This is a genomic window from Paenibacillus lycopersici (assembly GCF_010119935.1).
Lineage (GTDB): Bacteria > Bacillota > Bacilli > Paenibacillales > Paenibacillaceae > Paenibacillus_Z > Paenibacillus_Z lycopersici.
In genome coordinates this window covers 3,690,846-3,710,748 of record NZ_CP048209.1, presented here as the reverse complement: position 1 = coordinate 3,710,748, position 19,903 = coordinate 3,690,846, and the positions used below count along the sequence as shown (strand labels likewise).

Genomic DNA, 19,903 nt, shown 5'->3' with positions numbered 1-19,903 from the left:
CGCGCCGGAACCCCTAGCGGGGATGGCGCGACGGGCGCTCCCGTTACAGAGCTAGAGTATCGCATTGCTCGCAATGCCGTACTCGAAGAGGTTAATATGGCGACATATTAACGAAGCCGGGGTGGCACCGCGATAACTTCGTCCCCAAGACCGATGTCTTGGAGGTGAGGTTTTTTTATTTTCGCAGGTGTGCGATCACTTCGATGAGGAGGTGCCGGCCATGACCGCGCCAGGTCATTCGGACCATGACCATTTTCTGTTAAAACGCATCGGCGAGGAGCTGAAGGAGCGTCCGTTCGCACGAACGATGTGCACGCGTTTCCCGCCCGAGCCGAACGGCTATCTGCATATCGGAAGCGCGTACGCCATCCAGACGAATTATGCTGTCGCGCAGGCGTACGGCGGCCGCTTCCATCTTCGCTTCGACGACACGAATCCGCTGAAGGAAGATATCGCTTACGTGAATGCGATCATCGAAGACATCCGGTGGCTCGGTTACGATCCCGGAGAACGTATTTATTACGGGTCGGACTACTCGGAAGCTATCTATGACGCCGCGGTGGCGCTGATCAAGCGCGGCAAAGCTTATGTCTGCGATCTATCGCCGGATGATATGACGGCTTACCGCGGCACGCTGACGGAACCCGGCCGGGACAGTCCGTACCGGAACCGTACGATCGCGGAGAATCTGTCGCTGTTCGCGGGCATGAAGAACGGCGAGTATCCGGCTTCCGCCAAAGTCCTGCGCGCCCGGATCGACATGAGCTCGCCGAATATGAATTTGCGCGACCCGGTGCTGTATCGCATCATCCATGCCGAGCATTACCGGACCGGCAGCGCTTGGTGCATCTACCCGATGTACGATTTCGCCCATCCGATCCAGGATGCGATCGAAGGCATTACGTATTCGTTGTGCTCCATCGAATTCAAGGATCACCGGCCGCTCTACGAGTGGGTATTAACGGAGCTTGAGATCCCCGAGCCGCCGCGGCAAAGAGAATTCGGCCGCTTAAGCTTGACGGGCGTCGTGACGAGCAAACGATTTCTGCGGCAGCTGGTGGAAGGCGGGCATGTCGACGGCTGGGACGATCCCCGGCTCCCGACGCTCCGCGGCCTGCGGCGAAGAGGCTTCACGCCGGCGAGCATCCGCCGCTTCATCGCCGAGATCGGCGGCATTCGAACGCAAAGCACCGCGGACATCTCGCTCCTGGAGCACTGCCTGCGTCAAGAGCTCAAGGCCGAGGCGCATACCGTCATGGCGGTGCTGAACCCGCTGAAGGTCGTCATTACCAACTACCCGGATGGAGAAGAAGAGCTGCTGACGCTGGAGAACAACAGCGAGAACGAAGCGCTGGGGAAGCGCGAGGTGCCTTTCTCGCGAACGCTCTATATCGAACGGGACGATTTCATGGAGGTGCCGTCCCGAGGCTATCGCCGTCTGAGTCCCGGCGCGGAAGTCAGACTTAAAGGCGCTTACTTCGTCCGATGCGAGGAGGTCGTCAAGGACGAGGAGACAGGCGAAATCGCGGAGCTCCGCTGCACCTATGACCCGCTTACTAAGAGCGGCACGGGATTTGCCGGACGCAAAGTGAAAGGAACGATCCATTGGGTATCCGCGAACCATGCGGTCAGCGCCGTCGTTCGCCTCTACGACAAGCTGCTGCTGGACGAGCAGAACGTCCCGCAGAACGGCGAGGACTGGACGTCGGCACTCAATCCCGATTCATTGACGGTTGTCGCGAACGCCTATATGGAGCCAAGCATGCGGCATGCCCTGCCGGAGCAGCAATTCCAATTCCTGCGCCACGGCTACTTCTGCGCGGATCGGAAGCATGCCGCCGATGGGCGGCTCTTGTTCAACCGGATCGTGCCGCTGAAGGATTCGTGGGGCAAAGGCTAGAGAAGCGAAGTTTAGGAAGGCGGAAGGCGGCGCGCAGGGCCGACGAACGAGCTGCGATCTGTCGTCGGCCGCCGTTCCCTAATGCGCTTATACGGCCAAAGCCTTTACAAGCCAGGCGGCAGCGTGTAAGCTAATAGCAGCAATCGCATATCGATTTACCGGTGGAGCCTGTCATTGACGGGCTCTTTTCGTCTTTTTTCGGTAATCCTATGCGGTATAAGAGAAAGGGGCATGCAGCCATGGAACACCAGGCCGTTTGGGCTATCGTTATCTTCTTACTCTCCTACGCGCTTCTGATTTCGGAGAAAATCCATCGCACGATCGTCGCCATGCTCGGTGGACTGCTCGTCGTGCTCAGCGGCATCGTCGACCAGGCAACCGTGCTCCGGCACATCGATTTCAACACGCTGGGGCTGCTGATCGGCATGATGATCATCGTCTCGGTTACGGCCGACACGGGGCTGTTCAGGTTCATCGCGATCTGGGCCGCCAAACGGGCGAAAGGGAAGCCCGTCCGTATTATGGTCGCATTGACGGTGATCACGGCCGTCGGCTCGGCCTTCCTGGATAACGTCACGACCGTGCTCTTGATGGTTCCCGTCACCTTCAGCATTACGAGGCAGCTGCGAATCACGCCGATTCCGTTCCTGATGGCCGAAATCATCGCGTCCAACGTCGGCGGAACGGCCACGCTAATCGGCGACCCGCCGAATATTATGATCGGCAGCGCGGTGAAGGAGCTGACGTTCGGCGCGTTTATCGCCAATTTGACGCCGATCGTGATCATCATCATGGCCGCCTATATTCCGCTATTCGTTCTCTTGTTCAGGAAGCAAATGCGAGCGGAGCCGGAACGGATCAGGGCGATCATGGAGCTCGAGCAAGCCGGCCTGATCACGGACGTCAAGCTGCTGGTTAAATGCTTGGCCGTACTCGGCGTTACGATCGCCGGCTTCTTCCTGCATCAGATCATTCACGCGGAATCCGCCGCGATCGCGTTAAGCGGCGCTTTCATCCTGCTGCTGTTAACGGGCGAGCGGCATATGGAAGAAGCGTTCGGCAAAGTGGAGTGGATGACCATCTTCTTCTTCATCGGCCTCTTCTCGCTCGTGGCGGGGCTTGTGGAAACCGGCGTCATCGCGGATCTGGCGGCACGGGCGATCGAGCTTACCGGGGGCGACGTCGCCGCGACGTCCATGCTGATCTTATGGCTCAGCGCGGTGGCGTCCGCTTTCCTGGACAATATCCCGTTCGTCGCCACGATGATTCCGATGATTCAAGAGATGGGGAATATGGGCGTCGATAATTTGGAGCCCTTGTGGTGGAGCCTCGCGCTCGGCGCGTGCCTGGGCGGCAACGGCACCTTGATCGGCGCCAGCGCCAATCTGATCACGGCCGGACTATCCGCCAAGGAAGGCTACCCGATCCGGTTCATGGCCTATATGAAAATCGCTTTTCCGTTGATGCTGCTATCCATTATTCTATCAAGCGCGTATGTGTATGTCCGATATTTGATGTAACGCATCAGGCGGCGGCGCCTATGTCGAAGCGGCGACAGGCAGGTTATGGCGTAAACTTGCAGTTTCGTGACATCAATTTGAAGTAAACAATGGCTCTGCAATATGCTATTGTCGTTCTGTAACGTTAATGAGGTACTGGTCACCGCCAAACCATTTCATAGAAAGAAGGATCAGAGATGAGCAAAAAGATTCGTATCGGGATCATCGGAACCGGGGGCATCGCAAGAGCCCATGTATCCGCATACAAGAAGCTGCCCTACGTGGAAATCGTCGGCGTAGCGGACGTCATTCCGGGCAAGTCGGCGGCATTCGCCGAAGCGAACGAGCTGAAGGAAGCGGCTTCGTTCGACACGCATACCGAGCTGCTCCGCATGGACCTGGACGGCGTGAGCATCTGTACGCCGAACGTATCGCACCATATAACGACGGTGGACGCGCTTCGCGCGGGCAAGAACGTCCTGCTCGAGAAGCCGATGTCCGTCACGCTGCAGGAAGGCATCGAAATGACGCAAGCCGCGAAGGAAAGCGGCAAAATGCTGACGCTCGGCTTCCAGCCGCGCTATGACCCGAACATGAAGCTGCTTCAGGAAATCGTGCAATCCGGCCGTCTCGGCAACGTGTACTACGTCGAAACGGGCGGCGGACGCCGCCGCGGCATGCCTGGCGGCACGTTCATCAGCAAGAAGCTGGCCGGTGCCGGCGCGATGGCGGATATCGGCTGCTACTCGCTCGACATGGCGCTGAACACGCTCGGCTATCCGCGTCCGGTGACGGTATCCGCGTTCACCTCCAATCACTTCGGCACGAACCCGCTGTACCACCCGGAAGCGAGCAAGTTCGAGGTCGAGGATTTCGGCGTAGCGATGGTGCGCTTCGAGAACGATCTCGTGCTGCAGTTCAAGATCTCGTGGGCGATGCACATGGATTCGCTCGGCTCGACGCTGTTCCTCGGCACGGACGCAGGCCTGAAAGTTACGCCTGCGGGCACGGGCAACTGGTCGGGCGTATGGGACGGCGCGGTCGGCTCCATTACGATGTTCCATGACGAATTCGGCGGCCAGACGTCGACGGCGGTTCCGCTCGTTCAGCACCAATTGAACCTGTTCGATCAGAAGGTGCACGACTTCGCGGAAGCGGTCCGCGACAACCGTCCGGCTCCGATCCCGGGCGAGCAAATCCTGATTCAGCAAGCGATCATCGACGGCGTTCTTCGTTCGGCGGAAGCCCGCAAAGAAGTATCGATCGAACTGCCGCGCTAATACATGACTTATCTATCGAGAAGAGGAACCCGCGATCGTTGCGGGTTCCTTTTGCTGTAGAGCCGTTCTTTTGTTGCAGGCTCGCGGCTGTCCCGGACTTGCGCCGCTTCCAATTAGCGCCGCTTATGCAAGAAAGGTATTGCCATTCAAGCAAGAAAAGTAGTGCCATTCAAGTATCAAAAGTAGTGCCATCCAAGCAAGTATGGTCAGTTTGTCGATAAAGTCCAGCGACAGACGCTTCCTCGGTATTACAACCGAAATCGCTTGGATCATCGGCTTTGTATCCGGCTGGGCAGCAGCACTGCCGTCGAAGCAAGGAAGCGGACAAGAGATGCGTTATTGGCCGGCTTTCCTTGTCTTTCCGTGCGCTTGCGGACAGGAGATGCGCTATTTCACCCTACAAGCAGATCCGGGGGCAATAACGAATCCTGTGTCCGATCGCCAGCCAAAACACCGATTTCCATACAAATAGCGGATTCTGTGTCCGTTGCAGGGGGGCTCGTTGAGCGATGCGATTTCGTATATTTTCTCGACAGCCTGGCCATTCAAGCAAGAAGGTATTGCCAAGAGACTTCATTGCCTATAAATTAGATATATATCAAATTAGGTGAACGGCAAATTTAAATTGAGCGGCCAATCTTGATTGAGCGGCAAATCTCGATAAGAGGGCAAACGCATTGCGGCACTTCGCGCAGATCCCTGCGCGAAGTGTGACGGCACATGACGGCTGTCAACCTCATGCCCTCGCTATTGTTATCGCATAAGGAGCTGAGAATGATGAAGACCGACTTTTATCTCGTGCGGCATGCCCGGAAAGATCAAGGGATCGGCGACGTCCCGATCACGCAAGCCGGCATTCTGCAAGCGCAAGCGACCGCTCGCTGGCTGAGCGAAGTGGCTGTTCAAGGGAGCATTAGCAGGATCGTATCCAGCCCGCTTCGCAGAGCCGTGCTAACGGCGGCCATCATCGCGCAGGCGACAGGCGCGGCCATATCGGAAGACGTGCGGCTGCGGGAGCGCGCGAATTGGGGGGATGTCCCCGGACAGTCATTCGACGAATTCGTCGCCATGTGGGACAGATGCACGCGCGAACGCGGCTTTGCGCCGCCGATCGGCGATTCCGCAAGACGGGCAGGGGATCGGTTTGCCTCGTGTCTGCTCGATTTATCCGCTGCTCATCCTCGGGAGAGTATCGTTATCGTCACCCACGGGGGGATCTTGACCGATTTTCTGATCAACGTCATTCCGGAGTGCAAGTTGGAGCGGTTTCACCCGAACTTCATTCAGAGGCAAAGCAGTCTGATCAGCGAGTGCTCGATCACGAAAGCAACCTGCACGCGGGGGATTTTCGAGCTGGAACGCTTCGCGTTCGTCGATCATCTGAAGACGATCGGTCCGCAGCCGGAATCATTCATGGGCATGAAATTGTGATTTTGTCGGAATTCTGGATATTCGAAAGCGCTTTCGGCTGATACAATGGGGAGGAATGCCATTCAAGCGAGCCGAAAGGGGTTTGTTGTCAATGCTGACGGAAGCGGAGAAGACCGACTGGATATTCGCCGGATCATTGCAAGAAATTCAACAAGAGCGAGCTAAAGTCATTAAAGGCGGCATCGCTGTGTTTCATCACGAAGAACAGGTTTACGCCGTGGACAACCGTTGCCCTCATCTCGGTTTTCCGCTGCATGTCGGAAGCTTGTGCGACGGCATCCTGACCTGCCATTGGCATCACGCGCGTTTCGACGTATGCAGCGGAGGGACGTTCGATCCTTGGGCGGACGACGTTCCAGCGCATGAAGTAAGGGTCGAGGACGACGGCGTATGGGTGCATTCGCGATCCCGCACGGTGCGCGACGCCGGGATGCAGCTGGACCGGCTGAAGAGCGGGCTGGAGCAGAACATCGGCATCGTCATCGCCAAGGCCGTCGTCGGGCTGCTGGAATCCGGCGTTCCGGCCGTCGAAATCGCACGGATCGGCATCGAGCACGGCACGCGCTTGAGCGGGGGGTGGAATTCGGGGCTCACGATCTTGACGGCGATGACGCGCATTCTGCCGAAGCTGGACAAGATGGGCAAGCTGCTGGCGCTCTATCAGGGGCTGCATCACGTCGCTCGCAGCAGCAGCGGCCGCGCGGAGCGCCCGTTGCTCGGCAAGCTGCCGAGCGGCGACGTCACGCAGGAACGGCTGACCGCTTGGTACCGGAACTGCATCGAGGTCCGGGACACGCAGGGAGCGGAGCGGATCTTGCTTACCGCCATTGCGAGAGGCGCGTCCGATCAGGAGCTCGCGGATATGATGCTGAAAGCGGTTAACGACCATTTCTACCTCGATGGCGGGCATACGCTGGACTTCCACAACAAGGCGTTCGAATCGCTCGGCTTCGTCCTGCCGGAGAAGAAGGCGCAGGTGCTCGCTTCGCTCGTGCCGCTGCTCGGCAATCCGACCCGCAGCGAAGAGCTGCATCAATGGCAGGCGCCGATCAATCTGGTCGAACCGCTTCGCGACGCGTTCGGCCAGCTGACCGAGGACGGCGACGCGCATGCACGCCGACCGCTCGCCCCGGATGAGGAAGAGCGTCTCGTGGCCGTCCTGCTCGGCGATCAGCCGCTTGCGACGATCGATGCGCTGCTTCAATGCATCAAGGACGGCGCGGATCCGCTCCAGCTGGCGCGCCTAGTCGTCCTGGCAGCGGCCGAACGCATCGTCCGCTTCCACACGCAGAACGATTTCGGCGACTGGATTGCGGTGCTGCATACGTTCACGTACGCGCAGGCCGTCCACGAAACCATCGCGCGCGGCGGGCGCCCGCAGCTGCGGGCGATCTTCTACGGCGCGGTCAGCGTCTATCTGGACCGCTTCCTGAACGTGCCTCCGGCCGCGCGGCCGAAGCCGGCGCCTGCCGATCAACCGCCTGCGCTGGAAGAGCTGCTGCAGTTAATGGATCAGCGGCAGCAGGTGAACGAGGCTGCGGCTTGGGTCGTCCGTTACTTGCAGGCAGGCGGCGACCGGGCAGCGCTGATCAATACGCTCGGCCATGCGCTTCTGCGCGAAGACGCGGAATTCCATACGTTCCAGCTCTATGAAGCCGCCATGACCGCGTACGATCATTGGAACGACCGCGGCGATCCGTTCGCGGAGCGCGCGAAGGAGACGCTGCTGCTTGCCGCCGCGCGGTATTTGGCCGCTCATGCGCCGACCGCCCGGGAGACGCCGCACACCGCGCGGATTGCCTGGAGACTCTATCGCGGCGAGAAGCTGTTCGAGGAATAACGCGCGATCATCGCGCGGACGAAGACGCGCGTGGCCACGCTCGGTCGCGTGTGGTCGCGCATGGCCGCGCGCGATCGGGAAGCCCGCGCACGCATCGCATGCGCGTCTCGTCCATTGCAGCATTAATCGTAACAATCGCATGGCAACGCTTGATTCTGTAAGGGTTTACATGAACAGGAGGAATCGAACACCGATGAGCACTGGGCAATCCTCACGCAATCGAACGGCGCTCGTCACGGGCGCCAGTATGGGCATCGGCGCGGGCATCGCGCTGAAGCTGGCGTCGCTGGGCTACGATCTGGCGATCGCTCATTATGCCGAACCCGACGAAGCGAACGCTATCGCCAAGCAGATCAGGGAAGACTACGGCCGGACATGCCATGTGTTCCAGGGCGATCTGGCCGAACCGCAAATGCCCGGCGAGCTGGCCGCCTTCGCGGTGGAAGCGCTAGGCAGCATCGACGTGCTGGTGAACAACGCAGGGGTGACGAGATTCAAAGAAATCCAGTCGCTCGACGTTGCGGTCATGGATCGCTTGTACGGCTCTAATTTCCGGGCGCCCATGGTGCTGATGCAGAAGATTTCCACCCATATGGCAGAGCAGGGGCTGAACGGCTCGATCGTCAATATTACGTCGTCGCGGGCGGAGCGAGCCTATCCGGGCGACGGGGCGTACGGCGGCTTGAAGGCCGCTCTTACGCGCGCGTCCCAATCGGCCGCGCTCGACTTGTCCGCGCACGGCATCCGCGTCAACTGCGTCGCCCCCGGGGCGATACAGGTGCGGAATAATCCGGACTGGGAGCCCCACTTCCAGGAGCTCGGGAAGAAAATTCCGCTCTCGCGGATGGGCAAGCCCGCCGATATCGCCGAAGCGGTCGCTTGGCTGGCGTCCGAGGCATCCTCGTACGTAACCGGCACGACGATCCGGGTCGACGGCGGACTGATTCTGCCGGGCATGCCGGAGCGAAGCGGAAGCACGGGCTGGAATTAAACATCGCAAGCGAATCATACAAACGGGAGAGTGGAAAAAACATGTCGAACTTAACAATACGTGATGTCAAAACAATCCTTACCGCGCCGGAGGGCATTAACCTCGTCGTGGTCAAAATCGAAACGTCCGAACCCGGGCTGTACGGCCTCGGCTGCGCGACCTTCACACAGCGTTATCTGGCGGTCGCGACCGCGATTGAAGAGTACCTGAAGCCATTCCTGATCGGCAAAGATCCGCACCGGATCGAGGACCTGTGGCAAACGGCGATGGTCAGCTCCTACTGGCGCAACGGCCCAGTGCTGAACAACGCCTTGTCCGGCGTCGATATGGCGCTGTGGGATCTGAAGGGCAAGATCGCCGGACTTCCGGTGTACCAGCTGTTGGGCGGCAAATGCCGCGAAGCGGCCGCCGTATACCGGCATGCCGACGGACGGGACGAGCGCGAAGTGGAAGAGAACGTACGCAAGTTCATGGAGCAGGGTCTCCGGTATGTCCGCTGCCAGATGGGCGGCTACGGCGGCCGGAACCACCAGCTGCATCAGCCGGATAACGCCCTGCCGGGCGCTTACTTCGATCCGCAGGCCTATGCCCGCAGCGTACCGCGCATGTTCGAGCATCTCCGCAGCACGATCGGGTTTGAAGTCGAGCTGCTGCATGATATCCACGAGCGGCTGGTGCCGATCGACGCTGTCCGGCTGGCCAGGGATCTCGAGCCGCACCGGCTGTTCTTCCTGGAAGACCCGCTTGCGCCCGAGCAGATCGACTGGTTCGAGACGCTGCGCAGCCAGACGTCCACGCCGATCGCGATGGGCGAGCTGTTCGTGCATTCGCGCGAATGGATGCCGCTTATCCAGAACCGGCTGATCGATTACATCCGCTGCCACATTAGCGCAATCGGCGGACTGACGCCGGCGAAGAAGCTCGCAACGCTATGCGAAGCGTTCAGCATTCGCACCGCTTGGCACGGCCCTGGCGACGTATCGCCGGTCGGCCACGCGGCCAACCTGCATCTGGACATCAGCTCGATCAATTTCGGCATTCAAGAGTGGTACGGCTTCTCCGAGAAGATCAAGGAAGTGTTCCCGGGCTGTCCGGAGCTTCGCAACGGTTACGCGTATCCGAACGACAAGCCGGGATTCGGCATCGATATCGACGAGAAGCTCGCGGCCGCTTATCCGTGCGAGAACCGTCTGCCTGCATGGACGCTGTCCCGCACGCCTGACGGCACATCGGTAAGACCTTAATCCTATCCGAAGAAGGAGTGAACGCGAATGAGCATCCACGTGAGAGACGATCTCGCCTTGCCGCGCGGCAACCCGGAATCGCAAGGCGTCGCATCGTCCGCCTTCGTCGCGTTTCTGGACGAAATCGCGGCGAAGAATCTCGAGCTTCACAGCTTCATGGTGCTCCGGCACGATCATGTCGTCGCCGAAGGCTGGTGGCAGCCGTATGCGGCGGAGCTGCCGCATCTGCTGTTCTCGCTGAGCAAGAGCTTCACGTCGACCGCCATCGGGTTCGCCGTATCGGAAGGCCTTCTGACGGTGGACGATGCCGTCATCTCGTTCTTTCCGGACGAAGCGCCGGCCGAGCCTTCCGCGAATCTGCGCGCCATGCGAATCCGCCACCTGCTCATGATGGGCACCGGTCACGAGCAGGATACGACGGATGCGCTGTGGAAGCAGGAGAACGGCAACTGGGCTGAAGCATTCCTGAGCCGGCCGGTCGATCGCGAGCCGGGCTCGCATTTCGTCTATAACAGCGGAGCCACGTACATGCTGTCCGCGATTCTGAACAAGGTGACCGGGCAGTCGCTGCTGGATTATTTGCAGCCGCGGCTGCTGACGCCGCTTGGCATCTTCGGCGCGACTTGGGAAACCTGCCCGCGCGGCATTGCCGTCGGCGGCTGGGGACTCAGCGTGACGACGGAGAGCATCGCCAAGTTCGGCCAGCTATACTTGCGCAAAGGGCTGTGGAACGGAACTCGGATCCTGTCCGAGGCCTGGATCGACGAAGCGACGACCAAGCATATTTCCAACGGAGACGGCGGCGAGAACGACTGGGCGCAAGGCTACGGTTACCAATTCTGGCGCTGCCGGCACGACGTCTATCGCGGGGACGGCGCCTTCGGACAATACTGCATCGTCATGCCTGATCAGGATGCCGTCGTGGCGATTACGGCGGCGACGAACGACATGCAAGCGGTGTTGAACGCCGTATGGGCGCATTTGCTCCCGGCCATGACTCCGGCTCCCCTGCCTGCGGACGAGGAGCATGCGATGAAATTAGCCGAGCGGATTCAACGTTTGGATCTGCCCGCTCCGCGGCAGACGGCTTCGTCATCACGGGAAGACGAGCTGAGCGGACGGTACGGGCTTGAAGACAATTCATTGCACTGGTCGACATTCGGCATCCTTTTCGAAGAGCAGGAAGCGGCGATTCTGCTGCGGGACGCTCAGGGCGAACATGAGGTCCGATGCGGCCGGGAGGCCTGGATCGTACAGACGGCGCAGAATCATGGCAAAGAGCAGCGCATCGCCGCAAGCTTCACGTGGCAAGACGAGACTTCGATCGCCATAACCGTGCGTTATATCGAGACGCCGTTCTGCCACTCGATCATGTGCCGCCTGGACGGCGGACAGATCACGCTCGAAATCAAGGCGAACGTCAACTTCGGACCAAGCGAGCTAATGCCGCCAGTGAAGGGCAGCCGCATCGCTGCCGATGCATAAGATCGGCAGCTCGGCGTCGATCGCGGCAACGGAATCGGAGCCGGGTAGCGGAGTCGTTTATGCTCGCCCGGATTCCCTGTCGACGACGATGTCCGTCTGAAGCCATACGATCGGCTGCAACCGACGAAGCCCGGATACCGGTAAGACGCTGTCTATCGGTTGAAGGGCTTTTTTGGTTTTATTTTCGCTCATCGTCCAACAGTCGGCGGTTTCGAACGTTATTCTGGTTGTAAAGCAACTTAATCGAGTGGAGGAATCTGGTATGACGGATATCGCGCAAGGCGTTACGATCGAGAATTTGGGTATGCTCGATTTGTCGGGGAAGAGCACGACGGAGCTGACCGGGATCGGTCTCATTCAGAATGTAGGCTTGATCCTCGTGCCGCAATCGTTATCGGATGCGTTAATGAGGATTCCGCAGCGCAACGTCGGCATGACGGTGACGCTGCCTGCGCCGTCGGGTCCTAACGCCCAAGTGAAAGTGTTCTCCGGCCAGTTCACGTTAAGCGGGGAAGTCTTCGCGAATGACAACGGCTCCCCGGACGATGTGCTCGTGTTAGCGGGGCAGATCATCATTTCGTCGCCGATTGTGAAGGTGGGATTCGGAACGATCATCTTGGCGGGTCAATTGCTGGCGCCGAAGAAATCGGAAGCGCTGCTCGCTTCCAGCTTCTCGCGCGTGACAGGGCAGATCATCTATTACAAGACGGATGCGCCTCGCGTCTTCATCGGGGAAGAAACGTTCTCCAGGGCGTTCTTCGAACTGATCGACAGTCCGATGAGCATGGTTCTTATCGGCAGCTGCCATATCGAAGCGGACGTCGATGCGGCGCTGCTGAAGCAGAAGGTCAAGGAACTCAGCCTGATCGGCGATTTGCATGCGCCGAAAGCGCTCGTGCCGCTGCTGCAGCTGCTCGCCGAAACGAAGCTCGGCGAAATCACCGTGACGGATCCCGATATCGCGCCGGGTGCGTGATGCGGAAGGAATTGTTCCGGGACTTGTACGAAATGCATTCGAAGCCGATCTTCGCCTTCCTGTTCGGACGGACGAACAATAAGGAGCTTGCCAAGGATTTGCTGCAGGACAGCTTCCTGAAAGTCTGGAACCGGATTGAGGCCGCGGCGGCCATTCCGCCCGACGAGCGGCTGTACTGGATCTTCTCGATCGCCGCCAACGGGCTCAAGGACCATTACCGGCGCAGCGCGCACCGCAGCAAGGTGGATGCGCAGCTGAAGACGGCTTCGGCCGGCGGAAGCGCCGGCGGAGATATCTCCGGCGTCCTTGCCGGACGCGAGCGGCTGCGCGATATCGAGACGCATATCAATGCGCTGCCCGAGGAGCTGCGCTGCATTCTGCTGATGAAGGTGCTCGGCGAATTGACCAGCGCGCAGATCGGCATGATGCTGAACCAGCCGCCCGGAACGATTCGGTACAAGATTTCACAAGCACGGAAGCTGCTCGCCGAGAAATTGAAGCTGCTGGAGTCGGCCCCTGTCGGCGGAAGGAGGATTTCGAATGAGTAAATTAACGAACATGAGCAGCTTGCCTCCCGAGGTGGATACGGCGCTGGACCGGCTGCTGGCCGATTGGACGGGATCGGTGTGGGACGGCTTGCAGCTGGCTGAACCCGCGATCGGGCAAGACGTCATTATCCATGCCGAAGATCTAGGCTACGCGTGGTGGAGCGAGCTCATCGCCCATATGCCGTTCCATAGCGCCAAGGCCGTATAGCCGTCTGCTGATCTTCTTGGACCTTGCAAGGAACTATCGGAGAAGGCATATCGCAAGCGCAAATCGAATCGGAAGAACGCTTGAAGGACGGACTGCCGGGCAGGAGGGCGGATCCGTTCTTCTTCGAATGTCCTGAAAACGAACGGCCGCCGCGAACCTTATAGAGATGGAAGCAAGGGGGGAGCGAGCATGGAACGGCCGATCATATCGGAGCATGAGATGGTCAAAGAAACGGAGCTGTTCTATCAAATATTCTCCGTGTTTATCGAGGAGCTCGACCTGATCGAGCGCACGCGCGGCAAGCTGAACGATTTTCAGCTGATGCAGGCCGTGTACCGCGCGAAGGACAATATGGGCATTCTGGGATGGGAACGCAGGCAGATCGTTAGCGCCATCTTCGAGAAATACATGCATATTTATCGCGTCTTCGGACGGCTCGAGGCGGATGAATGGGTCACCATTACGTTCGGATACAGCATGAAGCGGCGCAACGATACGGAGATGGGGAATGAGGCGACGAACGATTCGACTGCTCCGGCGATGACGCAAGAAGACGGCCGTTCGGCGGAATGGGCCGCTCCGGCAGACGGTTTCGACCCGGCCGCGGCGAACGCGGAGGCGCTGTCTCGGCTAATTGCCGAGAAGGAATCCGAGCTGCTGCAGCTGTACCGGGCATTATATTTGTTGCAGCAGAACAATTGAACGGATGGTCCTGTTCATGAAGAGGAAGTGCGCGCTGCCTTAGGCAGCGTGCTTTTGGCATGCTCCCGTGCATGCTTGATCAAGCGCTTGCGCATCTAGAGGTTTATCCGCTCGCCTCGAACCGAATGACTTCATCCCGCGTGGAAACTTTTAGCGCGTGGAAACTTTTAGGAGGATGCGACGTCTAATTTCGTATCGTTCATTATCTATACCTATTGCCATAGGGGGCAGCCAAGCCATGAAACGGAGCCGGTCGTTCTTCTCGCATTTCAGAAAATCCATTCAGTTTCGTCTGACGTTCTTCTTCCTGCTGTCGATAGTACCGCTTACTCTCGTATCCTTATACGCCGTCGCCCAGTGCAAGCAGATCGTGCTGAAGCAAGCCGGGGAGCGGACTCGGGCGGCGATGCTGTCCTCGCTCGGGAATATCGATCAAATCATGGCGAACCTTAACCAATTCAGCTTATCGATCGCGAACAACACTTACATGAACGACTTATTGAACAAGGACGAGAGCGAGACGAACATGATTATTAGCGCGAGCCAGCTATGGGACTACTTAAGGCAATACACGATTGGAAGCGATTACTTGTCCGACGTCTGGATCCTGCATTCCAACTTGAACATGATCATCTCCCGTGAAACCGGCGGCAGCCGCATCGACTACGAAGCCAAGGACTGGTACAAGCAGGCGATCCTCGGCGGCGGAACTTCGCTCATGTACAATCCTGACGGTATTGCCTCGGGCGACGAGTCCGATCCGCTCGACAACCGCGACGCGATCCTGCTCCTGCGGGAAATGGGCTTCAACTACGGCAGGCAGCATTCCCACGTCGTCGGCATTACGGTCGAACGCGATACGCTGCTACAGCTGTGCCAGGGACTGATCACGACGCCGGAAACGAAGTTTTTCCTGATCGCCCCCGACAATAAGGTCATCGTGTCCAACACCGGCAGCCGCACGCTTCCTTTTCAAATCCCGCACAACAACGAGAGCTATATCCAGCATTACGAATCGAGCGGCCGGCAAGACTTATTCGTGACGAGCGTCATCTCGCCGAAATCCGGCTGGTCGATGCTGCTTGCGCAGCCCGAGCGCATCATTAATCAGGAATCGATCAAATTGCAGCGGTTCATCTATGTCCTGATCCTGCTCAGCGTCCTGCTGGCGCTGTTCATCTCGGTCATCGTCTACACCGGCATATCCGCTCCCGTCTCCACGCTCTTGAAAGGCATCTACCAGTTACGAAACGGCAGGCTGGATGTGCATCTGAAGCATAACCGCGTCGACGAGTTCGGCGTGCTGACGGAATCGTTCAATCAGATGGCCGCGCAGCAGAAGCAGTACATCCAGGATATTTACGAGCAGCAGGTGGAGAAAACGAGAACCGAGCTGAAATTTCTGCAATCGCAGATTAACCCGCATTTTCTGTACAACACGCTGGATTCGATCTACAGCAGCGCGATCAATTACGACGCCGAAGAAATCAGCGAGATGGTGCTCAATCTGTCGAAGTTCTTCCGCTTGAGCCTGACCAAAGGGAAGGACACCTCGACGCTGGATGAGACGATCGAGCATCTCGGCTATTACATTCGGATCCAGCAGCTGCGGTTCGCCGATCATTTCACGTGGGAATGCCGCATCGACGAGCCATGCGGAACGCTGCCGATTCTGAAACTGCTGCTGCAGCCGATCGTCGAGAACGCGATCCATCATGGGCTGGAGAAAACGCCCGCGGGCGGCGCGCTCATGCTGGAAGCCGCGATTCGGCAGGACATGCTGTGCGTTGCCGTCCGCGATACCGGCGCCGGCATTCCCTCAGACCGCTTGCTGCAGCTGCAGGCCGAGCTGGCGCGCATACGTTCGAGCGTCTTCATGCTGCAGGCCGACGGACAGTCGGGCGAGTTCTTCGGGCTTAAGAACGTCTGCTCCCGCTTGAAGCTATATTACGGCGATCAAGCCGAACTGCGCGTCGACAGCAAGGAAGGGCAAGGCACGGAAGTGATCGTGCGCATTCCGCTCGGCGCGCTTAACATGCAGGACAACATACCGCTTAAGGAGGAAGAAGCCGATGAAGCTGCTCGTCGCCGAGGATGAAATTCGCCTCTTATATAATTCGGTCTACAACATTCCGTGGGAGGAACACGGCATCGAAGTCGTCGGGATGGCCAAGAGCGGATCAGAGGCGCTCGCGCTCGTCAGACAGCGCAAGCCGGACATTCTGCTGCTCGATATTCAAATGCCGGACATGGACGGGTTGAGCCTCGTTCGGAAGCTGCAAGCCGAAGGGGAAAAGCTCCGTTTCGTGATCCTCAGCGGGCATGACGATTTCAAGTACGCCCGTACTGCGCTGGAGCTGGGCGCCGACAATTATTTGTTGAAGCCGGTCGGCAATCCGGAGCTCGCCCAAGCGGTGTCCAAGACGGCGGACGCCATTCGCAGGGAACGCGAATTGGAGCATAGCCGGCAGGAGCTGCAGCAGAAATGGCAGAGCCACTTGCCGTTCCTTCGGCATTCGTTCCTGCTGCATCTGGTGCAAGGGAGCTACTCGGACGCGGAGATCGTCCGTTACGCGGGCGAATACATGCTTGAGCGGCAATTGCTTGCGCCGAAGGCGTTCATTGCGGCCGTCATCGAAGCCGACCCGCTCGATGCCGCGGACACCCGGTTTACCGCCGCAGACGGTCCGCTGCTGCAGTTCGCGCTGCAATCGATCGCAAGCGAATATCTCGGCCATGCCGTTGCGGCCGTGTTTCCCGGGGAGAAATTGCAGCTCGTCGTACTGTTCGCCGAAACAAAAGGAGCGGACGAGGACGAGCTGATCCGGCAGGCCAATACCTATTGCTCCAAGCTGCTGGCGATCATCAAGGACTGCTTGAAGGTAACGGCCAGCGCCGGCATGGGCGCCAAAGTATCGCGAGGCGATCTGGCCAGATCCTACGGGCAAGCAAGAACAGCGCTCAATGAACGCGTACTCTACGGCGGCAATATCGTCATCCCGTATAACGATCATCCCGTCGCCTCGCAATTGCCGGATTTCCGAATGTTCGAGAAGCAAATCCAGCAGGCGCTCGAGATCGGCGACGGCGCGCTGGCGCAAGCATGCATCGAAGCCTGGTACCGCGAAACGTTCGAATCGGCCACGTCGGTCGAAGCGCTGCAGGAGCAGGTGCTGTCGATCCAGAGCCTGCTCCTGCGCATGATCCGGCTGCAAGGCTGGCCGGTGCGCGAGGTGGTCAAGGCGCATTACGCTTATTTCCTGCAGCCGGCGCAGCTGCTGGCGGACAATCAGACGTACGCATGGCTGACCGGAACCGTGCAGCAGTATCTGGATTACGGGAGAGAGCAGCGGAGCTTGTTCGGCAACCGGCTCGTCGCCGAGGTCGCGAGGCTGATCGACGAAGCGATGGATCAGGAGCTAAGCCTGCATGAAATCGCCGAGCGGCTGTTCGTCGATCCTTCTTACCTCAGCCGGCTGTTCAAGAAGGAGACGGGCCAGACCTTTACGGATTACGGTCGGCTGCTGAAGATGGAACGGGCCCGCAAGCTGCTGCAGGGCGGCGCGAAAGTATACGAAGCGTCCAGGCTGGTCGGGTTCAAGGACCTCGGTTATTTCACGAAACTGTTCCGCAAGCATTGGGGAATGACGCCCGGCGAAGTCGCCCGCGACAGCCAATAGTCATGGTTCTCCGGCATTGATGTCATCGTCGTCCGCTATTCGACAGCTTCGCCTTTCCTTTATACTCGTGCTATAAGCAGCGCTGCTGGGCAAGGCCATCTTCCGAATTTCCGATTGGAGGGTCCGATGAGCACGATCAGAATAGTGGACGAACAATTCAAGTCCTTACCGCTCGGTTACCTGCCGACGGATATAACCGCGATCGGGGAGTATCATTATTATCGTCCCGGCGATACCGGCATCTGGTATGAACCGAACAAAGACACCTCGTGGACCGGCCGCAAATGCTGGATGATCAAGGAGCGCGAGGGTATCCGCGAGCTGGAGCAGGGGATGTACGTCGAAGCATGCACGACGATCCCGATGCTCGTCACGGGCGAGAGAGAATGGCGCAATTACGAGCTCGGCGCGACGGTCTGGCCGCTTCGCGCCGCGGGAAGCGACTGCGGGATCGGGTTCCGGTACATGGACAGCAGGCATTTCTACTGGTTCTGCCTGAGCGGCGGGACGGAAGCGGTCGTGTACAAGAAAGAAGAGGAGGACCTGATCGTTCTCGCCCGCGCCTCCTTCGCGTACGATTCCGATCATGCGTACCGGCTCGGCGCCCATGTGCAGGATCAGACGCTGACCTGTTCCATCGACGGCAGGCAGGTGCTGACCGTGGTTGACGGCAGTTATGATTACGGCAACGTTGCCATCGCGGCGCTGACGGAAGCGCGCTTCTCCAACGTGACCGTCGATATGACGCAGCCTGAACTGCAAGACGTATCCGCCCGTATCCAGGCGAAGCAGGATCGGCTTCTCGCCAAGCGGAGCCATTATCCGGCTCCGAAGCTGTGGCGAACGCTTGACCTGCATGATTTCGGCGCGGCAAGAAGCATTCGATACGGCGATTTGACCGGAGACGGGATCAAGGATCTGTTGTTCATTCAGAACATGGAGAGCTTGAATAGCTGCGACGAATGCATGATCAGCTGTATCACGGCCGTCGATCTGGATGGACGCGTCCTCTGGCAGATCGGCGAGCCGGATCCGAGGAACGGCATGCTGACGGCGGATGTCCCGGTGCAAATCTACGATATCGACGGAGACGGCTTCAACGAAGTGATTTATTGCAAGGACTTCAAGCTTATCATTGCCGATGGAAGAACGGGCAAGACGAAAGCCTCTATGCCGACGCCATGCAAAATACCCCATGACCGCTTCGTGATTTATCAGAACGTCACGTTCGACCGGATCGTCGTCGATTCCATCCGCATCTGCAATTTCAGCGGCAGCGCAAGGCCGTCGGATTTGTTGATCAAAGACAGGTACAACAATCTTTGGGCGTATGACAACCAATTCAATTTGCTCTGGCAGCAATATGTCAATGCGGGTCATTTCCCGTACAGCTACGATATGAACGGCGACGGCAAGGACGAGCTCGTCGCCGGACATACGCTGTTAAGCAGCGAAGGCGAGCGGTTATGGGAGCTGCCCGGCATGCATTGCCACGTCGACGAGATCGTCATCGGCCGCTTCGATCCCGACAAGGACGAGCTGCTTATCGCGATGTCGAGCGGCGAAGACGGCTTCGTCCTCGCGGATCAGAACGGCAGCGTGCTCGTGCAAGACATGCTTGGCCATGCGCAGCGCGTCAGCGTCGCCAACTACAGGCCGGAGCTGCCCGGGTTGGAATATTGCGTCACGACGTTCTGGCGCAACACGGGCATCATCGCGCTGTACGACTGCAAGGGCAACCGGCTCTGGTCCGGCGAGACCGGCGCCAACGGCAACGTCATTACGCCCGTGAACTGGACCGGAGACGGCAAGGAGCTGATCCTGTACTCGGCGAACGCGCGCTACGGCGGTCTGCATGACGGGTATGGCGATCAAGTCGTCGCATTGCCGGATGACGGCCATCCCGATCTGACCTGCGACGCGGTCGACTTGTGCGGCGACGAACGAGAGGAGCTGCTCGTCTGGGACACGCGCCGGATGTACATTTACACGCAGGCCGACAGTCCGAAGGACGTGCGCTATGTACCCGATAAGTACGAGGCGCACAACTACTCCAACTACCGCGGCGAATATTCGTTCCCGCGGTGGAAAGACCGCGGCTAGCAGGCCGCGGCGCCGA

15 protein-coding genes and 1 other annotated feature (1 of these 16 running past the window's edge) are annotated in these 19,903 nt (G+C 59.0%); all 15 genes read left to right on the top strand.

All coding sequences use genetic code 11. The features are described from left to right. Positions 1-149, top strand: a binding site (T-box leader); it begins 103 nt to the left of the window's first position. A 71-nt stretch (positions 150-220) separates the two neighbouring features. Beyond that, entirely contained in the window at positions 221-1,900 is a 1,680-nt protein-coding gene (locus tag GXP70_RS16385) for a glutamine--tRNA ligase/YqeY domain fusion protein (RefSeq protein ID WP_162357815.1), read from the top strand. A 239-nt stretch (positions 1,901-2,139) separates the two neighbouring features. After that, positions 2,140-3,420 (top strand): ArsB/NhaD family transporter, encoded by a 1,281-nt coding sequence (locus GXP70_RS16380; protein WP_162357814.1) that lies wholly within the window; start codon positions 2,140-2,142, stop codon positions 3,418-3,420. Positions 3,421-3,596: 176 nt separating this feature from the next. Further along, entirely contained in the window at positions 3,597-4,679 is a 1,083-nt protein-coding gene (locus tag GXP70_RS16375) for a Gfo/Idh/MocA family protein (protein WP_162357813.1), read from the top strand. A 777-nt stretch (positions 4,680-5,456) separates the two neighbouring features. After that, a complete protein-coding gene (locus GXP70_RS16370) occupies positions 5,457-6,110 on the top strand; it encodes a histidine phosphatase family protein (RefSeq protein WP_162357812.1) in 654 nt (217 codons plus the stop codon). 91 nt (positions 6,111-6,201) lie between these two features. Then, positions 6,202-7,950, top strand: coding sequence for a Rieske (2Fe-2S) protein (locus tag GXP70_RS16365; protein ID WP_162357811.1), 1,749 nt, complete (start codon positions 6,202-6,204; stop codon positions 7,948-7,950). A 193-nt stretch (positions 7,951-8,143) separates the two neighbouring features. After that, positions 8,144-8,941, top strand: a complete 798-nt coding sequence (locus GXP70_RS16360; RefSeq protein ID WP_162357810.1) for an SDR family NAD(P)-dependent oxidoreductase — start codon at positions 8,144-8,146, stop codon at positions 8,939-8,941. Between the two features lie 41 nt (positions 8,942-8,982). Further along, positions 8,983-10,185 carry an enolase C-terminal domain-like protein gene (locus GXP70_RS16355; protein ID WP_162357809.1) on the top strand — a complete coding sequence of 401 codons (1,203 nt, stop codon included), beginning with the start codon at positions 8,983-8,985 and terminating at the stop codon, positions 10,183-10,185. 27 nt (positions 10,186-10,212) lie between these two features. Next, entirely contained in the window at positions 10,213-11,670 is a 1,458-nt protein-coding gene (locus GXP70_RS16350) for a serine hydrolase domain-containing protein (RefSeq protein WP_162357808.1), read from the top strand. Between the two features lie 262 nt (positions 11,671-11,932). After that, a complete protein-coding gene (locus GXP70_RS16345) occupies positions 11,933-12,646 on the top strand; it encodes a hypothetical protein (RefSeq protein ID WP_162357807.1) in 714 nt (237 codons plus the stop codon). A 23-nt stretch (positions 12,647-12,669) separates the two neighbouring features. Next, positions 12,670-13,194, top strand: coding sequence for an RNA polymerase sigma factor (locus GXP70_RS16340; protein ID WP_162357806.1), 525 nt, complete (start codon positions 12,670-12,672; stop codon positions 13,192-13,194). Next, positions 13,187-13,402, top strand: a complete 216-nt coding sequence (locus tag GXP70_RS16335) for a hypothetical protein (protein ID WP_162357805.1) — start codon at positions 13,187-13,189, stop codon at positions 13,400-13,402. The genes GXP70_RS16340 and GXP70_RS16335 overlap by 8 nt, the downstream gene beginning before the upstream one ends. A 189-nt stretch (positions 13,403-13,591) precedes the next feature. Next, entirely contained in the window at positions 13,592-14,104 is a 513-nt protein-coding gene (locus tag GXP70_RS16330) for a hypothetical protein (protein ID WP_162357804.1), read from the top strand. Positions 14,105-14,342: 238 nt separating this feature from the next. Continuing rightward, the gene (locus GXP70_RS16325; protein WP_162357803.1) at positions 14,343-16,202 is read left to right on the top strand and encodes a cache domain-containing sensor histidine kinase; all 1,860 of its coding nucleotides are present in this window, start codon (positions 14,343-14,345) and stop codon (positions 16,200-16,202) included. Then, positions 16,177-17,784 carry a response regulator gene (locus GXP70_RS16320; protein ID WP_162357802.1) on the top strand — a complete coding sequence of 536 codons (1,608 nt, stop codon included), beginning with the start codon at positions 16,177-16,179 and terminating at the stop codon, positions 17,782-17,784. The genes GXP70_RS16325 and GXP70_RS16320 overlap by 26 nt, the downstream gene beginning before the upstream one ends. A gap of 126 nt (positions 17,785-17,910) precedes the next feature. Further along, positions 17,911-19,887: a rhamnogalacturonan lyase family protein gene (locus GXP70_RS16315; protein WP_162357801.1), complete on the top strand. Its 1,977-nt coding sequence runs from the start codon at positions 17,911-17,913 to the stop codon at positions 19,885-19,887. The last annotated feature ends 16 nt before the right edge of the window (positions 19,888-19,903 follow it).

Coding starts and splice junctions, on each gene's coding strand:
- GXP70_RS16385 (WP_162357815.1), top strand. CDS start 221: ATGACCGCGCCAGGTCATTCGGACCATGACCATTTTCTGTTAAAACGC.
- GXP70_RS16380 (WP_162357814.1), top strand. CDS start 2,140: ATGGAACACCAGGCCGTTTGGGCTATCGTTATCTTCTTACTCTCCTAC.
- GXP70_RS16375 (WP_162357813.1), top strand. CDS start 3,597: ATGAGCAAAAAGATTCGTATCGGGATCATCGGAACCGGGGGCATCGCA.
- GXP70_RS16370 (WP_162357812.1), top strand. CDS start 5,457: ATGAAGACCGACTTTTATCTCGTGCGGCATGCCCGGAAAGATCAAGGG.
- GXP70_RS16365 (WP_162357811.1), top strand. CDS start 6,202: ATGCTGACGGAAGCGGAGAAGACCGACTGGATATTCGCCGGATCATTG.
- GXP70_RS16360 (WP_162357810.1), top strand. CDS start 8,144: ATGAGCACTGGGCAATCCTCACGCAATCGAACGGCGCTCGTCACGGGC.
- GXP70_RS16355 (WP_162357809.1), top strand. CDS start 8,983: ATGTCGAACTTAACAATACGTGATGTCAAAACAATCCTTACCGCGCCG.
- GXP70_RS16350 (WP_162357808.1), top strand. CDS start 10,213: ATGAGCATCCACGTGAGAGACGATCTCGCCTTGCCGCGCGGCAACCCG.
- GXP70_RS16345 (WP_162357807.1), top strand. CDS start 11,933: ATGACGGATATCGCGCAAGGCGTTACGATCGAGAATTTGGGTATGCTC.
- GXP70_RS16335 (WP_162357805.1), top strand. CDS start 13,187: ATGAGTAAATTAACGAACATGAGCAGCTTGCCTCCCGAGGTGGATACG.
- GXP70_RS16330 (WP_162357804.1), top strand. CDS start 13,592: ATGGAACGGCCGATCATATCGGAGCATGAGATGGTCAAAGAAACGGAG.
- GXP70_RS16325 (WP_162357803.1), top strand. CDS start 14,343: ATGAAACGGAGCCGGTCGTTCTTCTCGCATTTCAGAAAATCCATTCAG.
- GXP70_RS16320 (WP_162357802.1), top strand. CDS start 16,177: ATGAAGCTGCTCGTCGCCGAGGATGAAATTCGCCTCTTATATAATTCG.
- GXP70_RS16315 (WP_162357801.1), top strand. CDS start 17,911: ATGAGCACGATCAGAATAGTGGACGAACAATTCAAGTCCTTACCGCTC.